This window comes from Streptomyces sp. NPDC102490 (assembly GCF_044765285.1).
Lineage (GTDB): Bacteria > Actinomycetota > Actinomycetes > Streptomycetales > Streptomycetaceae > Streptomyces.
On sequence record NZ_JBIWJU010000011.1, the window covers coordinates 20886 to 37904 of the forward strand.

At 71.6% G+C, this 17019-nt stretch carries 13 protein-coding genes; 7 read left to right on the plus strand and 6 right to left on the minus strand.

Annotation, left to right across the window (positions count from 1 at the left end; genetic code table 11):
* Nucleotides 1-7 precede the first annotated feature (7 nt).
* Both ACIRGB_RS25065 and ACIRGB_RS25070 read left to right on the plus strand, forming a co-directional pair.
* Complete coding sequence (locus ACIRGB_RS25065) at nucleotides 8-1063, plus strand: LLM class F420-dependent oxidoreductase (protein WP_403869196.1); 1056 nt, start codon at nucleotides 8-10, stop codon at nucleotides 1061-1063.
* Between the two features lie 263 nt (nucleotides 1064-1326).
* Nucleotides 1327-2115: a ferritin-like domain-containing protein gene (locus ACIRGB_RS25070; RefSeq protein ID WP_403869199.1), complete on the plus strand. Its 789-nt coding sequence runs from the start codon at nucleotides 1327-1329 to the stop codon at nucleotides 2113-2115.
* Between the two features lie 16 nt (nucleotides 2116-2131).
* Here the strand turns inward: ACIRGB_RS25070 and corA are convergent, their stop codons facing one another.
* A complete protein-coding gene (corA, locus tag ACIRGB_RS25075) occupies nucleotides 2132-3127 on the minus strand; it encodes a magnesium/cobalt transporter CorA (RefSeq protein ID WP_403869888.1) in 996 nt (331 codons plus the stop codon).
* Between the two features lie 61 nt (nucleotides 3128-3188).
* On the opposite strand from corA, the gene ACIRGB_RS25080 reads away from it, so the two are divergent.
* The 4 genes from ACIRGB_RS25080 (at nucleotide 3189) to mshC (ending at nucleotide 6678) form a co-directional block, all read left to right on the plus strand.
* Nucleotides 3189-3875 carry a histidine phosphatase family protein gene (locus ACIRGB_RS25080; protein ID WP_403869202.1) on the plus strand — a complete coding sequence of 229 codons (687 nt, stop codon included), beginning with the start codon at nucleotides 3189-3191 and terminating at the stop codon, nucleotides 3873-3875.
* A gap of 85 nt (nucleotides 3876-3960) precedes the next feature.
* Nucleotides 3961-4551, plus strand: coding sequence for a DUF3090 domain-containing protein (locus ACIRGB_RS25085; protein ID WP_003977160.1), 591 nt, complete (start codon nucleotides 3961-3963; stop codon nucleotides 4549-4551).
* Nucleotides 4515-5345 carry an SCO1664 family protein gene (locus tag ACIRGB_RS25090; RefSeq protein WP_403869206.1) on the plus strand — a complete coding sequence of 277 codons (831 nt, stop codon included), beginning with the start codon at nucleotides 4515-4517 and terminating at the stop codon, nucleotides 5343-5345. The genes ACIRGB_RS25085 and ACIRGB_RS25090 overlap by 37 nt, the downstream gene beginning before the upstream one ends.
* A gap of 103 nt (nucleotides 5346-5448) precedes the next feature.
* Nucleotides 5449-6678, plus strand: a complete 1230-nt coding sequence (gene mshC / locus ACIRGB_RS25095) for a cysteine--1-D-myo-inosityl 2-amino-2-deoxy-alpha-D-glucopyranoside ligase (RefSeq protein WP_403869209.1) — start codon at nucleotides 5449-5451, stop codon at nucleotides 6676-6678.
* Nucleotides 6679-6739: 61 nt separating this feature from the next.
* Here mshC and parJ read toward each other — a convergent pair whose 3' ends face one another.
* The 5 genes from parJ to ACIRGB_RS25120 all read right to left on the minus strand — a co-directional run bounded on the left by parJ (nucleotide 6740) and on the right by ACIRGB_RS25120 (nucleotide 13061).
* Nucleotides 6740-7747, minus strand: coding sequence for a filament polymerization regulator ParJ (parJ, locus tag ACIRGB_RS25100; protein WP_403869212.1), 1008 nt, complete (start codon nucleotides 7745-7747; stop codon nucleotides 6740-6742).
* Between the two features lie 151 nt (nucleotides 7748-7898).
* Nucleotides 7899-9515 (minus strand): FAD-dependent oxidoreductase, encoded by a 1617-nt coding sequence (locus ACIRGB_RS25105; protein WP_403869215.1) that lies wholly within the window; start codon nucleotides 9513-9515, stop codon nucleotides 7899-7901.
* An 8-nt stretch (nucleotides 9516-9523) separates the two neighbouring features.
* Nucleotides 9524-11062, minus strand: a complete 1539-nt coding sequence (gene glpK, locus ACIRGB_RS25110; RefSeq protein WP_403869218.1) for a glycerol kinase GlpK — start codon at nucleotides 11060-11062, stop codon at nucleotides 9524-9526.
* Nucleotides 11063-11146: 84 nt separating this feature from the next.
* Nucleotides 11147-11941: an MIP/aquaporin family protein gene (locus ACIRGB_RS25115; RefSeq protein ID WP_403869221.1), complete on the minus strand. Its 795-nt coding sequence runs from the start codon at nucleotides 11939-11941 to the stop codon at nucleotides 11147-11149.
* Nucleotides 11942-12296: 355 nt separating this feature from the next.
* Nucleotides 12297-13061 carry an IclR family transcriptional regulator gene (locus ACIRGB_RS25120; RefSeq protein WP_403869224.1) on the minus strand — a complete coding sequence of 255 codons (765 nt, stop codon included), beginning with the start codon at nucleotides 13059-13061 and terminating at the stop codon, nucleotides 12297-12299.
* Nucleotides 13062-13397: 336 nt separating this feature from the next.
* Between ACIRGB_RS25120 and metH the strand changes: the two genes are divergently transcribed.
* A complete protein-coding gene (gene metH, locus ACIRGB_RS25125) occupies nucleotides 13398-16910 on the plus strand; it encodes a methionine synthase (RefSeq protein WP_403869227.1) in 3513 nt (1170 codons plus the stop codon).
* Nucleotides 16911-17019 lie beyond the last annotated feature (109 nt).

Consider the following 17019-nt stretch of genomic DNA (forward strand, 5'->3'; position numbering starts at 1 on the left):
ATCGGCCATGCAGCTCGGGATCAACCTCGGCTACTGGGGTGCCGGAATGGACGCGGACAACCTGGCCGTCGCCCAGGAGGCCGACCGGCTCGGATACGCCGTGTGCTGGGCCGCCGAGGCCTACGGCTCCGACGCGGCCACCGTGCTGACCTGGGTCGCCGCCCACACCGAGCGCATCGACGTGGGCTCGGCCATCTTCCAGATCCCGGCCCGCCAGCCCGCGATGACCGCGATGACCGCCGCCACCCTGGACTCCCTGTCCCAGGGCCGCTTCCGCCTCGGCCTCGGCGTGTCGGGACCACAGGTCTCCGAGGGCTGGTACGGCGTCACGTTCGACAAGCCGCTCGCCCGCACCCGCGAGTACGTCGAGATCGTGCGCAAGGCGATGACCCGGGAGCGGCTGTCCTACGAGGGACGGCACTGGACGCTGCCGCTGCCCGGCGGCCCCGGCAAGCCGATCAAGCTGACCGTGCACCCGCAGCGCGAGCACATCCCGCTGTACATCGCCGCGATCGGCCCGAAGAACCTGGAGCAGACCGGCGAGATCGCCGACGGCGCCCTGCTCATCTTCCCCTCCGCCGACCACCTGGAGGAGACCGCCGTCCAGCACCTGCGCGCCGGACGCGAGAAGGCCGGCAAGACCCTCGACGGGTTCGACATCTGCCCCACCCTGCCGCTCGCCCTCGGCGACGACAAGGACGTCACCACCCTCGCCGACACCTTCCGCCCCTACACCGCGCTCTACGTCGGCGGCATGGGCAGCCGCAAGCAGAACTTCTACAACCAGCTCGCCCGGCGCATGGGCTACGAGCGGGAAGCCGCCGAGATCCAGGACAAGTACCTGTCCGGCGACAAGCAGGGCGCCGCCGAGGCCGTACCGCACGAGCTGATCGACCAGACGACCCTGCTCGGCTCCGTCGACCGCATCGCGGACCGCATGAAGGCCTACGCCGCGGCCGGCGTCACCACCCTGACCCTCGCCCCCGCGGGCTTCACCCTCGACGAGCGGCTCGCCGCCCTCCGCGCGGGCACCGAGGCCCTGGAGCGCGCCGGACTGGCGTAGTACCGAGGCGGAAAGTTTCTGCGGCCGTGGTGGGGGCTCGGGGGTCTTCCCCGCCACGGCCGTCACGGAGAACAACGCGCCCACACGCGCGGGGTTACGCCTCCGCGTGCGCCCGGTGTCCTTCGTTTCTCGCGCGCCCGGTGTCCTTCGTTCGGCGGAGTCGTCCGCCGCACCTGTTGCCGCGCCCCCTGTCCCGCACTTGACTCGTGCATCGCGGAGTGTGCGGAACCTGCGGACCACGCAGCGGCAGAGAGGTGCCCCCGATGCTTTCGGCCAAGAGCCTTTTCCAGGAGATCCTCGACAACGACGAGTCGTTCCGTCTCTTCTGCTCCATCGCCGCCAGTGGCGAGTCCCAGGGCGGCTGGGAGAACGCGCGCATCGCCGCGCTGGTGCCCGAGAGCGAGCGCGCCCTCGCCCCCAAGATCACCCGGCACGGCGCGGACGAGGACAAGCACGGCCGGATCTTCCACGCCCTGCTGAAGAAGCGCGGCCTCGAACCCGTCGAGGTACCGCCCGAGACCGACTACACGATGCTCCTGGAGCGGCACGGCATCGGCCTCGCCCACGACAAGCTCAAGGCCGACCAGCCCCTCACGGTGCGGGACATCATCACCTACCTCGCCCACAGCCGGGTCACCGAGCAGCGCGCCGCCGAGCAGATGGCGATGCTCCTCAAGTACTTCGCGGACCACCCCGACCTGGGCCGGGCGGTCCGGATGATCTCGGCCGACGAGGACAACCACCTCGCCTACTCCCACGAGGAACTGCTGCGCTACGCCGCCGCCGGGCACGGCCCGTACATCCGGCGCACCCTGCGCGCGTGCGCGCACGCCGAGATCCGCGTCCACCGCGACGTCAGCCTCGCCGTGATGGCCCGCATGGGGCGCATCCTCGGCTGGTCCCGCGCCAGATCGGCGCTGCTCGCGGCGGGCATCCACGCGATGTACGCCGCCGAGCGGGCGGCCGGCTGGCGCCGCATGGTGACGCTGCGGGCCCCCGAACGGCGCGACGCCCTCGGCGGACCCGCCACCCCGGCCCCCGAAGTCGCCTGAGGAGCCGCACCGGCCCCTACAGCCAGCCCCGGCGCTTGAACTGCCGGTACAGCAGCACCTCCAGGACGGCCATCAGCACGATCACCGCCGGATAGCCCCACACCCAGTGCAGCTCCGGCATGTGGTCGAAGTTCATGCCGTAGATCCCCGCGATCATCGTGGGGACCGCCGCCATGGCCGCCCACGCGGAGATCTTCCGCATGTCGTCGTTCTGCCGGACGCTGGTCTGCGCCAGGTGCGCCGACAGGATGTCCGACACCAGCCGGTCCAGGCTCTCCACCGACTCGTTCACGCGCGTGAGGTGGTCGTTCACGTCCCGGAAGAACGGCCGCGCCTTGTCGTTCACGAACGGCACGCCGTCGCCGTACGCCCCCGTGCCCGCCAGCCGGGCCAGCGGCGGCGCGAGCGGACCCGTCGCCCGGCGGAACTCCAGCACCTGCCGCTTGAAGGTGTAGATCCGCGACGCGGTGTGCCGGGAACCGCCGCCGTCCGGCGAGAAGACCTCCGCCTCCAGCTCCTCCAGGTCGGTCTGGAGCTCGACCGCCACGTCCAGGTAGTGGTCGACGGTGGCGTCCGCGATCGCGTACAGCACCGCGGTGGGACCCTTGCCGAGCAGTTCCGGTTCGTGCTCCAGGCGCCGCCGCACGGCCTTCAGCGGCGAGCCCTCGCCGTGCCGGACGACGACCGCGAAGGAGTCGCCCAGGAAGATCATGAGTTCGCCGGTGGAGACGGCGTCGCTGTCCGGCTCGTACACCACCGGCTTGAGGACGATGAAGAGCGAGTCGTCGTACACCTCCAGCTTGGGCCGCTGATGTGCCTTGAGGGCATCCTCCACCGCCAGTGGATGCAGCCCGAACTCCTGGCTGACCAGCTCGAACTCCTTCTCCGTCGGCTCGTGCAAACCGATCCAGACGAACCCGCCCGCTCCCCGTGCCTCCCCGAGCGCGTCGGAGAAGTCCTCGGGCCCGTCCGTGCGGTGCCCGTCCCGGTAGATGGCGCAGTCGACGATCACCGAACCCATTCTCCCCTCGCCCCGGCGCCCCTGTACCGCGCCGTACGCCTACCCTGGCCGCATGCCCACGCTGATCCTGGTTAGGCACGGACGTTCCACCGCCAACACCGAGGGGCTGCTCGCCGGCTGGACGCCCGGCGTCGCCCTCGACGAACGCGGCGCCGCACAGGCCGCCGCGCTCCCCGGGCGGCTCGCCGGCCTGCCGCTCTCCGAGATCGTCACCAGCCCCCTGCAACGCTGCCAGGAGACCCTCCGGCCGCTGCTCGACGCCCGCCCCGGGCTGCGGGCCCACACCGACGAACGGATCGGGGAGTGCCACTACGGCGACTGGTCCGGCCGCAAGCTCGCCGAACTCAAGGACGAGCCCCTGATGGAGGTGGTGCAGGCGCACCCCTCCGCCGCGGCCTTCCCCGGCGGCGAGTCGATGCGCGCCATGCAGACCCGCGCCGCCGAGGCGGTCCGCGAGTGGAACGCGCGCGTGGAGCGCGACCACGGCCCCGACGCCGTCTACCTCATGTGCTCCCACGGCGACATCATCAAGTCCCTCGTCGCCGAGGCACTCGGCCTCCACCTCGACCTCTTCCAGCGGATCTCCGTCGAACCCTGCTCCGTCACCGCGATCCGCTACACCCGGCTGCGCCCGTTCCTGCTCCGCCTCGGCGACACCGGCGACTTCGCCTCGCTGGCCCCGCGCGAGGAGCCGTCCGGCGACGAGGCCCCGGTCGGGGGTGGTGCGGGCGCACCGTGATCGTCCGCCGCAGTAGGGTGAACCGGTCGCGGCAGTGCCCCCGATCCCGATCTTCCGCTTTCCCCGACCTCCATGGAGACAGGACGTGTCCCGTCAGGTGTTCCTCTACGACCAACCGGAACGTTTCGTGGCCGGTACGGTCGGGCTGCCCGGGCGCCGTACGTTCTTCCTCCAGGCCTCCGCCGGCTCCCGGGTGACCAGCGTGGCCCTGGAGAAGACCCAGGTCGCCGCCCTCGCCGAGCGCATGGACGAGCTCCTGGACGAAGTCGTACGGCGCAGCGGCGGCAGCACCGTCGTCCCCGCCACCGCGCCCACCGGGCCCGCCGACACGGCGCCGCTGGACACCCCCGTCGAGGAGGAGTTCCGGGTCGGCACCATGGCGCTCGCCTGGGACGGCGAGGACCAGCGCATGATCGTCGAGGCGCAGGCCCTCGTGGAGCTGGACGCCGAGTCCGAGGAGGACCTGGCGGAGGCCGAGGAGCGCCTCCTCCAGGACGAGGAGAACGGCCCGCCGATGCTCCGGGTCCGCCTCACCGGCGCGCAGGCCAGGGCCTTCGCCAAGCGCGCCCTCGACGTCGTCAACGCCGGGCGGCCGCCGTGCCCGCTGTGCAGCCTCCCGCTCGACCCGGAAGGACACGTATGTCCGCGCCAGAACGGATACCGCCGCGGAGCGTGACCACCGACGCGGCGGCGGCCGAACTGCTCGCCCAGGGCGAACTGACCGTACGCGGACGCATCCGTGACGCCTCCAACGCGGCGCTGTACTGCACGGTGACGCACGAGGGGCGCGAGGCGGCCTGCGTCTACAAGCCGGTCGCCGGGGAACGCCCGCTGTGGGACTTCCCCGACGGCACCCTCGCCCAGCGCGAGGTCGCCGCCTACGAGGTCTCCGAGGCCACCGGCTGGGGCCTGGTCCCGCCCACCGTGCTGCGCGACGGCCCGTACGGCGAGGGCATGGTCCAGCTGTGGATCGAGACCGTGCCGGAGACGGACCTGCTCGCCCTGGTGGACGAGGAGGAGCCCGGCCCCGGCTGGAAGGCGATCGCCTTCGCCGAGGTCGGCGAGGGCCGCACCGCCTTGCTCGTCCACGCCGACGACGAACGGCTGCGCCGGCTCGCCGTGCTCGACGCCGTGATCAACAACGCGGACCGCAAGGGCGGCCACCTGCTGCCCGCGGCGGGGGAGCGGCTGTACGGCATCGACCACGGCGTCACCTTCAACGCCGAGAACAAGCTCCGCACCCTCCTGTGGGGCTGGGCGGGCGAACCGCTCACCGGGGAGGCCCTGGCGGTCCTCGACGCCCTCAGAGAGGCACTGAAGGACGGCGGCACCCTGGCCATCCGGCTCGCCGCGCTCATCACCCCCGCCGAACTCGACGCCACGCGCGCGCGGGTCGACGCCCTGCTGGCCTCCGGGAAGCACCCCGAACCGAGCGGCGAGTGGCCCGCCATCCCCTGGCCGCCCGTGTAGCCGCCCCACCCGCACAGCGGCCGGTGCCGCGCAAGAGCGCCTTACCGGCCATCCGGCCCGGTCCGGTTCGTGTACGGAACATCCGTCCGGTTAGGCTCATGACATGCATGCCTGGCCCGCTTCCGAGGTCCCCGCCCTGCCTGGTCAGGGCCGCGACCTGAGGATCCACGACACCGCGACCGGCGGCCTCGTCACCCTCGACCCCGGTCCCGTCGCCCGTATCTACGTCTGCGGCATCACGCCGTACGACGCCACCCACATGGGGCACGCGGCGACCTACAACGCGTTCGACCTCGTGCAGCGCGTGTGGCTCGACACCAAGCGGCAGGTCCACTACGTCCAGAACGTCACCGACGTGGACGACCCGCTCCTGGAGCGGGCCGTGCGCGACGGGGTCGACTGGACCGCCCTCGCCGAGCAGGAGACCGCCCTCTTCCGCGAGGACATGACGGCGCTGCGGATGCTGCCGCCGCGCCACTACATAGGAGCCGTCGAGGCCATACCCGGCATCGTCCCGCTCGTCGAGCGGCTGCGCGACGCGGGCGCGGCCTACGAACTCGAGGGCGACGTCTACTTCTCCGTCGAGGCCGACCCGCACTTCGGCGGCGTCTCCCACCTCGACGCGGCCGCGATGCGGCTGCTGTCCGCCGAGCGCGGCGGCGACCCCGACCGGCCCGGCAAGAAGAACCCGCTCGACCCGATGCTGTGGATGGCCGCCCGCGAGGGCGAGCCCAGCTGGGACGGCGGCACGCTCGGCCGCGGACGCCCCGGCTGGCACATCGAGTGCGTCGCCATCGCCCTCGACCACCTCGGCATGGGCTTCGACGTCCAGGGCGGCGGCTCCGACCTCGCCTTCCCGCACCACGAGATGGGCGCCTCGCACGCCCAGGCCCTCACCGGCGAGTTCCCCATGGCCAAGGCGTACGTGCACGCCGGCATGGTCGGTCTCGACGGCGAGAAGATGTCCAAGTCCAAGGGCAACCTGGTCTTCGTCTCCCAGCTGCGCCGCGAGGGCGTCGACCCGGCCGCCATCCGGCTCACGCTGCTCGCCCACCACTACCGCTCCGACTGGGAGTGGACCGACCAGGTGCTTCAGGACGCCCTCGCCCGCCTCGACCGCTGGCGCGCCGCCGTCTCCCGCCCCGACGGCCCGCCCGCCGAGACGCTGGTCGACGAGATCCGCGCGGCCCTGGCCAACGACCTGGACTCCCCGGCGGCCCTCGACGCGATCGACCGCTGGGCCGCCCTCCAGCAGGAATCCGGCGGCACGGACACCGGCGCCCCGGGCGTCGTCTCCCGCGCGGTGGACGCCCTGCTGGGCGTGGCGCTTTAGGCAGGCGTACAGACGAAAGAACCAGGGGCCGCTTCCCGGAAGCGGCCCCTGGTTCTCTCGCTCAGTCCTCCGACGACTCCTCGTCGTCCCCGGCCGCCTTCGGCGGCTTCGGCGGCCGGGTCCGCCCACTGGGGTTGTCCCGCAGGAACGGCGCCCCGGACGGTCCGTCGCCCCCGTCCGCCGTGGCATGCCCGCCAGGACCCCCGGGGCCGGGCCCGCCCGTCCCCGACCCGTCCCGGCGCCGCAGATACCGCTCGAACTCCCGCGCGATCGCCTCGCCGGACGCCTCCGGCAGCTCCGCCGTGTCCCGGGCCTCCTCCAGCGACTGCACGTACTCGGCGACCTCGCTGTCCTCCGCGGCCAGCTGGTCCACGCCCACCTGCCAGGCCCGCGCGTCCTCGGGCAGCTCGCCCAGCGGCACCCGCACGCCGATCAGGTCCTCCAGCCGGTTCAGCAGGGCCAGCGTGGCCTTCGGGTTCGGCGGCTGCGACACGTAGTGCGGCACCGCCGCCCACAGCGACACGGCCGGCACGCCCGCGTGCGTGCACGCCTCCTGGAGGATGCCGACGATGCCCGTGGGCCCCTCGTACTTGGTCTCCTCCAGGTCCATGCGCCGGGCCAGGTCGGCGTCCGACGTGGTCCCGCTGATCGGCACCGGCCGGGTGTGCGGCGTGTCGCCCAGCAGGGCACCCAGGACGACCACCAGCTCGACGCCCAGCTCGTGGGCGAAACCGAGCAGCTCGTTGCAGAACGAACGCCAGCGCATGGACGGCTCGATGCCGCGGACGAGGACGAGGTCGCGCGGCTTGTCGCCGCCGACGCGGACCACCGACAGCCTGGTCGTCGGCCAGGTGATCTTGCGTACGCCGTCCTCCATGAACACGGTGGGACGGTTGACCTGGAAGTCGTAGTAGTCCTCGGCGTCCAGCGCCGCGAACACCTCGCCCTTCCACTCCCTGTCGAGATGCGCGACCGCGGTGGAGGCGGCGTCACCGGCATCGTTCCAGCCCTCGAACGCGGCCACCATGACCGGGTCGACCAGCTCGGGAACCCCCTCGAGCTCGATCACCCAGCGCCTCCTTCCGACGTGCCCTCGCGTACCCCCCAACCTTACGGCGTGCCGAGGGGCCGCCCGCAGCCCCCTTGCACGGGGCAGTGAACGGATCACTGCCCCGTCCCCGGGGTCCGGACACCCGCGGCCCGGCGCCGAAACGCGGGCCCTACTTCTTGTCGAGCACGTCCTGGACCTGCGCGCGGACGTCGTCCGTGGCCAGGCCGCGGATCGTCAGCGTCGTACGGCGGCGCAGCACGTCGTCCGCCGTCTGCGCCCACTCGTTGTCCCGGGCCCACACGACCTGCGCCCAGATCTCGGGGGCGTCCGGGTGGACCCGCTGCGCCAGCTCCGGGCTCTCGTTGGCGAGCCGGGCGATGTCGAAGGCGAGCGAGCCGTAGTGCGTGGCCAGGTGCCTGGCGGTGTCCGCCGCCATGCGCGGGCCGGGCGCCGACCCGTCCACCAGCAGTCGGTGGGCGACCGCGCGCGGGTTGGCGACGCCGGGCAGCGGCAGCTTCTTCGGCAGCGACGCGATCGGCTCGAAGTCGTCGCCCAGCGGGTGGCCCGGCAGCGCCTCCAGCTTCTTCATCACCGTACGGCCGATGTGGCGGAAGGTGGTCCACTTGCCGCCCGCGACGGACAGCATGCCGCCCCGGCCCTCGGTGACGACCGTCTCGCGCTTGGCCTTCGCCGTGTCGCCCGGACCGCCCGGCAGCACGCGCAGCCCCGCGAAGGAGTACGTGATGAGGTCCCGGTCGAGCTGCTGGTCGCGGATGGAGAACGCGGCCTCGTCGAGGATCTGGGCTATGTCCTTGTCGTTGACCGCGACGTCCGCGGGGTCGCCCTCGAACTCCTCGTCGGTGGTGCCGAGCAGCAGCATGTCCTCCCAGGGGAGGGCGAAGGTGATCCGGTACTTGTCGATCGGGGTGGCCAGCGCCGCCTTCCACGGCGCGGTGCGCTTGAGCACCAGGTGCGCGCCCTTGGAGAGCCGGATCGACGGCGCCGCGCCGGGGTCCTCCATGCGGCGCAGGTGGTCGACCCAGGGGCCGGTGGCGTTGAGCACCAGACGTGCGTTCACCCCGAACTCGTCGCCCGACAGCCGGTCCTTCAGCTCGGCACCGGTCACCCGGCCGCCCGTGAAGCGCAGTCCGGTGACCTCGGCGTGGTTGAGGACCACGGCGCCGGACTCGACCGCCGCGCGGACGGTCATGAGGGCCATGCGGGCGTCGTTCATCTGGTCGTCGCCGTACACGGCGACGGCCTTGAGGTTGTCGGTGCGCAGCTCCGGCACGTCCTGCGCGGCCTTGGCCGGGGAGAGCAGGTGGCCGACGCCGTCGCCGAAGGCGGACAGCGCCGAATACGCGAAGACGCCGGCCCCGAGCTTCGCCGCGCCGTGCGGGCCGCCCTTGTACACGGGGAGGTAGAAGGTGAGCGGGTTCGCCAGGTGGGGGGCCACCTGGCGGGAGACCGCACGGCGTTCGAAGTGGTTCTCCGCCACCAGCTTCACCGCGCCGGTCTGCAAGTAGCGCAGTCCGCCGTGGAGCAGCTTGGAGGAGGCGGAGGAGGTGGCGCCGGCGAAGTCGCCGGCGTCGACCACGGCCACCCTGAGGCCGGACTGCGCGGCGTGCCAGGCGGTGGAGATGCCCAGGATGCCGCCGCCGATCACGAGAAGGTCGTACGACGCCTTGGAGAGCTGCTCCCGGGTCTCGGCCCGGCTCGGGTTGGAGCCGGAGGCCGGGTGCGTCCCCAGGGCAGGCACGGACTGCAGGGTGGACTGGGTGGTCATGGTGGTTCTTACTCCTCGTCCTCGAGCCAGCCCATGGTCCGCTCGACGGCCTTGAGCCAGCTCTTGTACTCACGGGCGCGGGTGTCCGCGTCCATGCGGGGGGTCCACTCGGCGGCCCGCCGCCAGTTGGCGCGCAGGTCGTCGGTGCTGTTCCAGAAGCCGACGGCCAGACCGGCGGCGTAGGCGGCGCCGAGGCAGGTGGTCTCGGCGACCATCGGGCGCACCACGGGGGCGTCCACGAAGTCGGCGAGGGTCTGCATCAGCAGGTTGTTGGAGGTCATGCCGCCGTCGACCTTGAGGGCGGTCAGCTCCACGCCGGAGTCCTTCGTCATGGCGTCCGCGATCTCGCGGGTCTGCCAGGCGGTGGCCTCCAGGACGGCGCGCGCGAGGTGCGCCTTGGTGACGTAGCGGGTCAGGCCGGCGATCACACCGCGGGCGTCGGAGCGCCAGTACGGGGCGAACAGACCGGAGAAGGCCGGTACGAAGTAGGCGCCGCCGTTGTCCTCGACCGTGAGGGCGAGGGTCTCGATCTCGGCGGCGGTGGAGATCAGGCCCATCTGGTCGCGCATCCACTGCACCAGCGAACCGGTGACGGCGATCGAGCCCTCCAGGGCGTAGACCGTGTCCTGGTCGCCGATCTTGTAGCCGACGGTGGTCAGCAGGCCCGAGTAGGAGTTGATGAGCTTGTCGCCGGTGTTCATCACCATGAAGGTGCCGGTGCCGTACGTGGACTTGGTCTCGCCCTCGGAGAAGCAGGTCTGGCCGAACAGGGCCGCCTGCTGGTCGCCGAGCGCGGAGGCGACCGGGATGCCGCCGAGCAGTTCGCCGAGGCGGCCGCCGGTGATCTCGCCGTAGACCTCGGCGGAGGAGCGGATCTCGGGGAGCATCTGCATCGGGACGCCGATGGACTCGGCGATCTTCGGATCCCACGCCATGGTGTGCAGGTTCATCAGCATGGTGCGGGAGGCGTTGGTGACGTCGGTGACGTGCTTGCCGCCGTTGACACCGCCGGTGAGGTTCCAGATGACCCAGGTGTCCATGGTGCCGAAGAGCAGGTCGCCCGCCTCGGCGCGCTCGCGCAGGCCGTCGACGTTGTCGAGCAGCCAGCGGGCCTTGGGGCCGGCGAAGTAGGAGGCCAGCGGAAGGCCGGTCTCGCGGCGGAAGCGGTCCTGGCCGACGTTGCGGCCGAGTTCCCGGCACAGGGCGTCGGTGCGGGTGTCCTGCCAGACGATGGCGTTGTGGACGGGCTCACCGGTGTTCTTGTCCCAGACGAGGGTGGTCTCGCGCTGGTTGGTGATGCCGATGGCCTTGATGTCGTCGCGGGTGATGCCGGCCTTCTCGACGGCCGAGGCGACGACCTCCTGGACGTTGGTCCAGATCTCGGTGGCGTCGTGCTCGACCCAGCCCGGCTTGGGGAAGATCTGCTCGTGCTCCTTCTGGTCGACGGAGACGATGCGCCCGTCGCGGTCGAAGACGATGCAGCGCGAGGAGGTGGTGCCCTGGTCGATGGCGGCGATGAAGGGCCCGGCGGTGTGGGCGTCGGTCACTGTGTGCTCCTGGGGTTCCGTGGTGGGTGGCCGGTGCGTACGGCGCGTGGTCTGCGGCTCGATGATCGCCGAGCGGGGGCCCGCTCAGGCGAACGCGACGTTGTAGACACCTCCGGCGATCGCACCGCCGATCAGCGGACCGACGACCGGGATCCAGGCGTAGGCCCAGTCGGAGCCGCCCTTGTTGGGCAGCGGCAGCAGGGCGTGCACGATGCGCGGGCCGAGGTCGCGGACCGGGTTGATCGCGTACCCGGTCGGGCCGCCGAGCGACAGACCGATGGAGACCACCACGAACCCGGTGATCAGGGCGCCCAGGATGCCGAGGCCGTTGCCCTCGTCGTTGAGGCCCTGGGTGAGGATGGCCAGGAGCAGGACGAAGGTGCCGATGATCTCGGTGACGAGGTTCTGGACCGTGTGCCGGATCTCCGGACCGGTGGAGAAGACGCCCAGGACGGGGCCGGCGCCCTTCTCCTGCGCCTCGACGGACTTGGCCGTCGTGTCCTGCGCGCCGGGACCGCCGACGATCTCCCGGTCGGTGAGGTGGGCCTGGAACTGGCCGTAGTAGGTGATCCAGACCAGGACCGCGCCGATCATGGCACCGAGGATCTGGCCGGCGAAGTAGGTCGGCGTGTTGCTCCAGTCGCCGTCCTTGATCGCGATGCCGATCGTCACGGCCGGGTTCAGGTGGGCTCCGGAGAGCGGACCCGATATGTACGCCGCCGTCATGACGGCGAAGCCCCACCCGAGGGCGATGGCGACCCAGCCGGCGTTGCGTGCCTTGGAGGCCTTGAGCGTCACGGCGGCACACACGCCGCCGCCGAGCAGGATGAGTATGGCGGTACCGATGGTCTCGCCGATGAAGATGTCGGAGCTGGACACCCGCGACTCCTTTGTCCTTCGTCCAGGGGAAGCCGAACCCCCGGGTCCCTCCGGGTGTTCCGGCGCCCTCGGTATGAGAGCGATGGCGGCCCTTGGCACTGTCACACTCTAACGCTTATTGCCGGTAGGTGTTCGACAATGCCGACCGATGGACGCGAGTCTCGTTCGGCGTCCCGCGCGCGTCAAGAGCTGTGTTATCGAAAGCACGATCGTTATTGATCGTCACGGGTTATCGATCTCCGGCCGGCCGGTGCCGGCCGGTGCCGGCCGGAGGCCGCCCCCGGGAACGCCGCGGGCCGGAACACCCTCGGTGTCCCGGCCCGTACGCGCGTGTGCGCGCCCGCTCGCGTGCGCCCTAGAACCGCCCGGCGCCCAGATCGCGCGACACCGCGCGGGCGCAGTCCCGTACCGCCGCGACCAGCTCGGGCCGCAGCTCGCCCTCCCGGCACAGCCGCTCCACGGCCCCCGTGATGCCGACCGCGCCGACCGGCATGCGCCTGCGGTCGTGGATGGGTGCGGCGACGGAGGCGATGCCCTCCCAGGTCTCCTCGACGTCGGCGGCGTACCCGCGCGCGCGGGTGATGTCCAGGACGTGCTCGAAGCCGTCCGGCTCGCAGACGGTCCGGTCCGTGAACGCCTTGCGGTCGGCCTCCAGCGCCTCGCTGTGCGCGACCGGGTCGTACGCCGACAGCACCTTGCCCAGCGCCGTGGAGTGCAGCGGCTGCATGGCCCCGATCTCCAGGACCTGCCGGCTGTCGTCGGGCCGGAAGACGTGGTGCACGATCAGGACGCCCTGCTGGTGCAGGACCCCGAGGTGGACGCTCTCGCCGCTGGAGCGGGCCAGGTCGTCCGTCCACACCAGGGCGCGGGCCCGCAGCTCGTGCACGTCCAGATAGGTCGTGCCCAGGCGCAGCAGCTCGGCGCCCAGCTGGTAGCGCCCGGAGGCGTCGTCCTGCTCGACGAAGCCCTCCTGCTGGAGGGTGCGCAGGATGCCGTGCGCGGTGCCTTTGGCCAGACCCAGCGACGAGGCGATGTCCGACAGGCCGAGCCGCCGCTCGCCGCCCGCGAGCAGGCGCAGCATCGCGGCCGCCCGCTCGAGCGACTGGATGTTCCGTGCCATCGACGTACTGCCTCCGTCCCCTTCGACTGCCGACTCGGCGTCACTGACGTCGTTCGGCAATGCCGAACACTACCGGTCGATGCCGACCTCCCGCTAATGGTCGGCGGGCAACTGTTGCACTTCGGCCACCGGGCCGCCGCGGTGGCGTTCCGGGAGGCGGGGCTCATCCGTTCGGCGGCTCTTCGCCCCGCCATCCTCGTCCGTCTCGTGGACGCCCTGACCATCCGCCCCCGGTCCCGGCTACCCTGGCGGCGTGCGTTCTCCCGGGGGCGTCCACCGCGGACGGCACCGGGCAGACGCAAAGCCGACAGCCGTCGCACCCTAGGGAGCCCCTTCATGGCCTCGTCGCCATCCACCCCGCCCGCCGACACCCGCACCCGCGTGTCCGCCCTCCGAGAGGCCCTCGCCACCCGCGTGGTGGTCGCCGACGGCGCCATGGGCACCATGCTCCAGGCACAGAACCCCACGCTGGACGACTTCCAGCAGCTGGAGGGGTGCAACGAGGTCCTGAACCTCACCCGGCCCGACATCGTCCGCTCGGTGCACGAGGAGTACTTCGCGGCCGGCGTCGACTGCGTCGAGACCAACACCTTCGGCGCCAACCACTCCGCCCTCGGCGAGTACGACATCCCCGAACGCGTCCACGAACTGTCCGAGGCCGGCGCCCGTGTCGCCCGCGAGGTCGCCGACGAGTTCGCCGCCCGGGACGGCCGGCAGCGCTGGGTGCTGGGCTCCATGGGCCCCGGCACCAAGCTCCCCACCCTCGGCCACGCCCCGTACACCGTCCTGCGCGACGCCTACCAGCGCAACGCCGAGGGCCTGGTCGCCGGGGGCGCCGACGCGCTGCTCGTGGAGACCACGCAGGACCTGCTCCAGACCAAGGCCTCCGTGCTCGGCGCCCGGCGCGCCCTGGACGCCCTCGGCCTGGACGTCCCGGTCATCGTGTCCGTGACCGTCGAGACCACCGGCACCATGCTCCTGGGCTCCGAGATCGGCGCCGCGCTCACCGCGCTCGAGCCCCTCGGCATCGACATGATCGGCCTGAACTGCGCCACCGGCCCGGCCGAGATGAGCGAGCACCTGCGCTACCTCGCCCGCCACTCCCGCATCCCGCTGTCCTGCATGCCCAACGCCGGTCTGCCCGTCCTCGGCAAGGACGGCGCCCACTACCCGCTGAGCGCACCCGAGCTGGCCGACGCGCAGGAGACCTTCGTCCGCGAGTACGGCCTGTCCCTGGTCGGCGGCTGCTGCGGCACCACCCCCGAACACCTGCGCCAGGTCGTCGAGCGGGTCCGGGACACCGCCCCCACCGAGCGCTCGCCGCGCCCCGAGCCCGGCGCCGCCTCGCTCTACCAGACCGTGCCCTTCCGCCAGGACACCTCCTACCTGGCCATCGGCGAGCGCACCAACGCCAACGGCTCGAAGAAGTTCCGCGAGGCCATGCTGGACGGCCGCTGGGACGACTGCGTCGAGATGGCCCGCGACCAGATCCGCGAAGGCGCGCACATGCTCGACCTGTGCGTCGACTACGTCGGCCGGGACGGCGTCGCCGACATGGAGGAGCTGGCCGGCCGGTTCGCCACCGCCTCCACGCTGCCGATCGTGCTGGACTCCACCGAGGTCGAGGTCATCCGGGCCGGCCTGGAGAAGCTCGGCGGCCGCGCGGTGATCAACTCGGTCAACTACGAGGACGGCGCGGGACCCGAGTCCCGTTTCGCGCGCGTCACGAAGCTGGCCCGGGAACACGGTGCCGCGCTGATCGCGCTCACCATCGACGAGGAGGGACAGGCCCGCACCGCCGAGAAGAAGGTCGAGATCGCCGAACGGCTGATCGACGACCTCACCGGCAACTGGGGCATCCACGAGTCCGACATCCTCGTCGACTGCCTGACCTTCACCATCTGTACCGGTCAGGAGGAGTCCCGCAAGGACGGCCTGGCCACCATCGAGGGCATCCGCGAGCTGAAGCGGCGCCACCCGGACGTGCAGACCACGCTCGGTCTGTCGAACATCTCCTTCGGCCTCAACCCGGCCGCCCGCATCCTGCTGAACTCCGTCTTCCTCGACGAATGCGTCAAGGCGGGCCTGGACTCGGCCATCGTGCACGCGAGCAAGATCCTGCCGATCGCCCGCTTCGACGAGGAGCAGGTCACCACCGCCCTCGACCTGATCTACGACCGCCGCCGCGAGGGCTACGACCCCTTGCAGAAGCTGATGCAGCTCTTCGAGGGCGCCACCGCCAAGTCCCTGAAGGCGTCCAAGGCCGAGGAACTGGCCGCCCTCCCGCTGGAGGAGCGCCTCAAGCGCCGCATCATCGACGGCGAGAAGAACGGCCTGGAACAGGACCTCGACGCGGCCCTCCAGGAGCGTCCGGCGCTCGACATCGTCAACGAGACCCTGCTCGACGGCATGAAGGTGGTCGGCGAACTGTTCGGCTCCGGCCAGATGCAGCTGCCGTTCGTGCTCCAGTCCGCCGAGGTGATGAAGACCGCGGTGGCCCACCTGGAGCCGCACATGGAGAAGACCGACGACGACGGCAAGGGCACCATCGTGCTGGCCACCGTCCGCGGCGACGTCCACGACATCGGCAAGAACCTCGTCGACATCATCCTGTCCAACAACGGCTACACCGTCGTCAACCTCGGCATCAAGCAGCCCGTCTCCGCGATCCTGGAGGCCGCCGACGAGCACCGGGCCGACGTCATCGGCATGTCCGGCCTGCTGGTCAAGTCCACCGTGATCATGAAGGAGAACCTGGAGGAGCTCAACCAGCGCGGGCTGGCCGCCGACTACCCGGTCATCCTCGGCGGCGCCGCCCTCACCAGGGCCTATGTCGAGCAGGACCTCCACGAGGTCTACGACGGCGAGGTCCGCTACGCCCGCGACGCCTTCGAGGGCCTGCGCCTGATGGACGCGCTGATCGGCATCAAGCGCGGTGTGCCCGGCGCCAAGCTGCCCGAGCTGAAGCAGCGCCGGGTGCGGGCCGCCACCGTGGAGATCGACGAGCGCCCCGAAGAGGGACACGTCCGCTCCGACGTCGCCACCGACAACCCGGTCCCCGAGCCCCCCTTCCGTGGCACCCGCGTCGTCAAGGGCATCCAGCTCAAGGAGTACGCCTCCTGGCTCGACGAGGGCGCCCTCTTCAAGGGCCAGTGGGGCCTCAAGCAGGCCCGCACCGGCGAGGGGCCCTCGTACGAGGAACTGGTCGAGTCCGAGGGCCGGCCGCGGCTGCGCGGCCTGCTCGACCGGCTCCAGACGGAGAACCTGCTGGAGGCGGCCGTGGTCTACGGCTACTTCCCCTGCGTCTCCAAGGACGACGACCTGATCGTCCTCGACGACGACGGCAACGAGCGCACCCGCTTCACCTTCCCCCGCCAGCGCCGCGGCCGCAGGCTGTGCCTGGCCGACTTCTTCCGCCCGGAGGAGTCCGGCGAGACCGACGTCGTCGGCTTCCAGGTCGTCACCGTCGGCTCCCGCATCGGCGAGGAGACGGCCCGCATGTTCGAGGCCAACGCCTACCGCGACTACCTCGAACTGCACGGCCTGTCCGTGCAGCTCGCCGAGGCCCTCGCCGAGTACTGGCACGCGCGCGTGCGCTCCGAACTCGGCTTCGCCGGGGAGGACCCGGCCGAGATGGAGGACATGTTCGCCCTGAAGTACCGGGGCGCCCGCTTCTCCCTCGGCTACGGCGCCTGCCCCGACCTGGAGGACCGCGCGAAGATCGCCGCGCTCCTGGAACCGGAGCGGATCGGCGTCCACCTGTCCGAGGAGTTCCAGCTCCACCCCGAGCAGTCCACCGACGCCATCGTCATCCACCACCCCGAGGCGAAGTACTTCAACGCCCGCTAGGCGCTCCGTACCCGCCCCGTCGGCCACACCAGGCGTTCGCGTCCCGCACGACGTACACTGGTCGGTCCACCGCAGGCCGGCTCCCCTCGTGGGAGCCGGCCTGATCGTC

Coding starts and splice junctions, on each gene's coding strand:
- ACIRGB_RS25105 (WP_403869215.1), bottom strand. CDS start 9,515: ATGACCACCCAGTCCACCCTGCAGTCCGTGCCTGCCCTGGGGACGCAC.
- metH (WP_403869227.1), top strand. CDS start 13,398: ATGGCCTCGTCGCCATCCACCCCGCCCGCCGACACCCGCACCCGCGTG.
- ACIRGB_RS25090 (WP_403869206.1), top strand. CDS start 4,515: ATGTCCGCGCCAGAACGGATACCGCCGCGGAGCGTGACCACCGACGCG.
- ACIRGB_RS25070 (WP_403869199.1), top strand. CDS start 1,327: ATGCTTTCGGCCAAGAGCCTTTTCCAGGAGATCCTCGACAACGACGAG.
- mshC (WP_403869209.1), top strand. CDS start 5,449: ATGCATGCCTGGCCCGCTTCCGAGGTCCCCGCCCTGCCTGGTCAGGGC.
- ACIRGB_RS25065 (WP_403869196.1), top strand. CDS start 8: ATGCAGCTCGGGATCAACCTCGGCTACTGGGGTGCCGGAATGGACGCG.
- ACIRGB_RS25120 (WP_403869224.1), bottom strand. CDS start 13,061: ATGGCACGGAACATCCAGTCGCTCGAGCGGGCGGCCGCGATGCTGCGC.
- ACIRGB_RS25080 (WP_403869202.1), top strand. CDS start 3,189: ATGCCCACGCTGATCCTGGTTAGGCACGGACGTTCCACCGCCAACACC.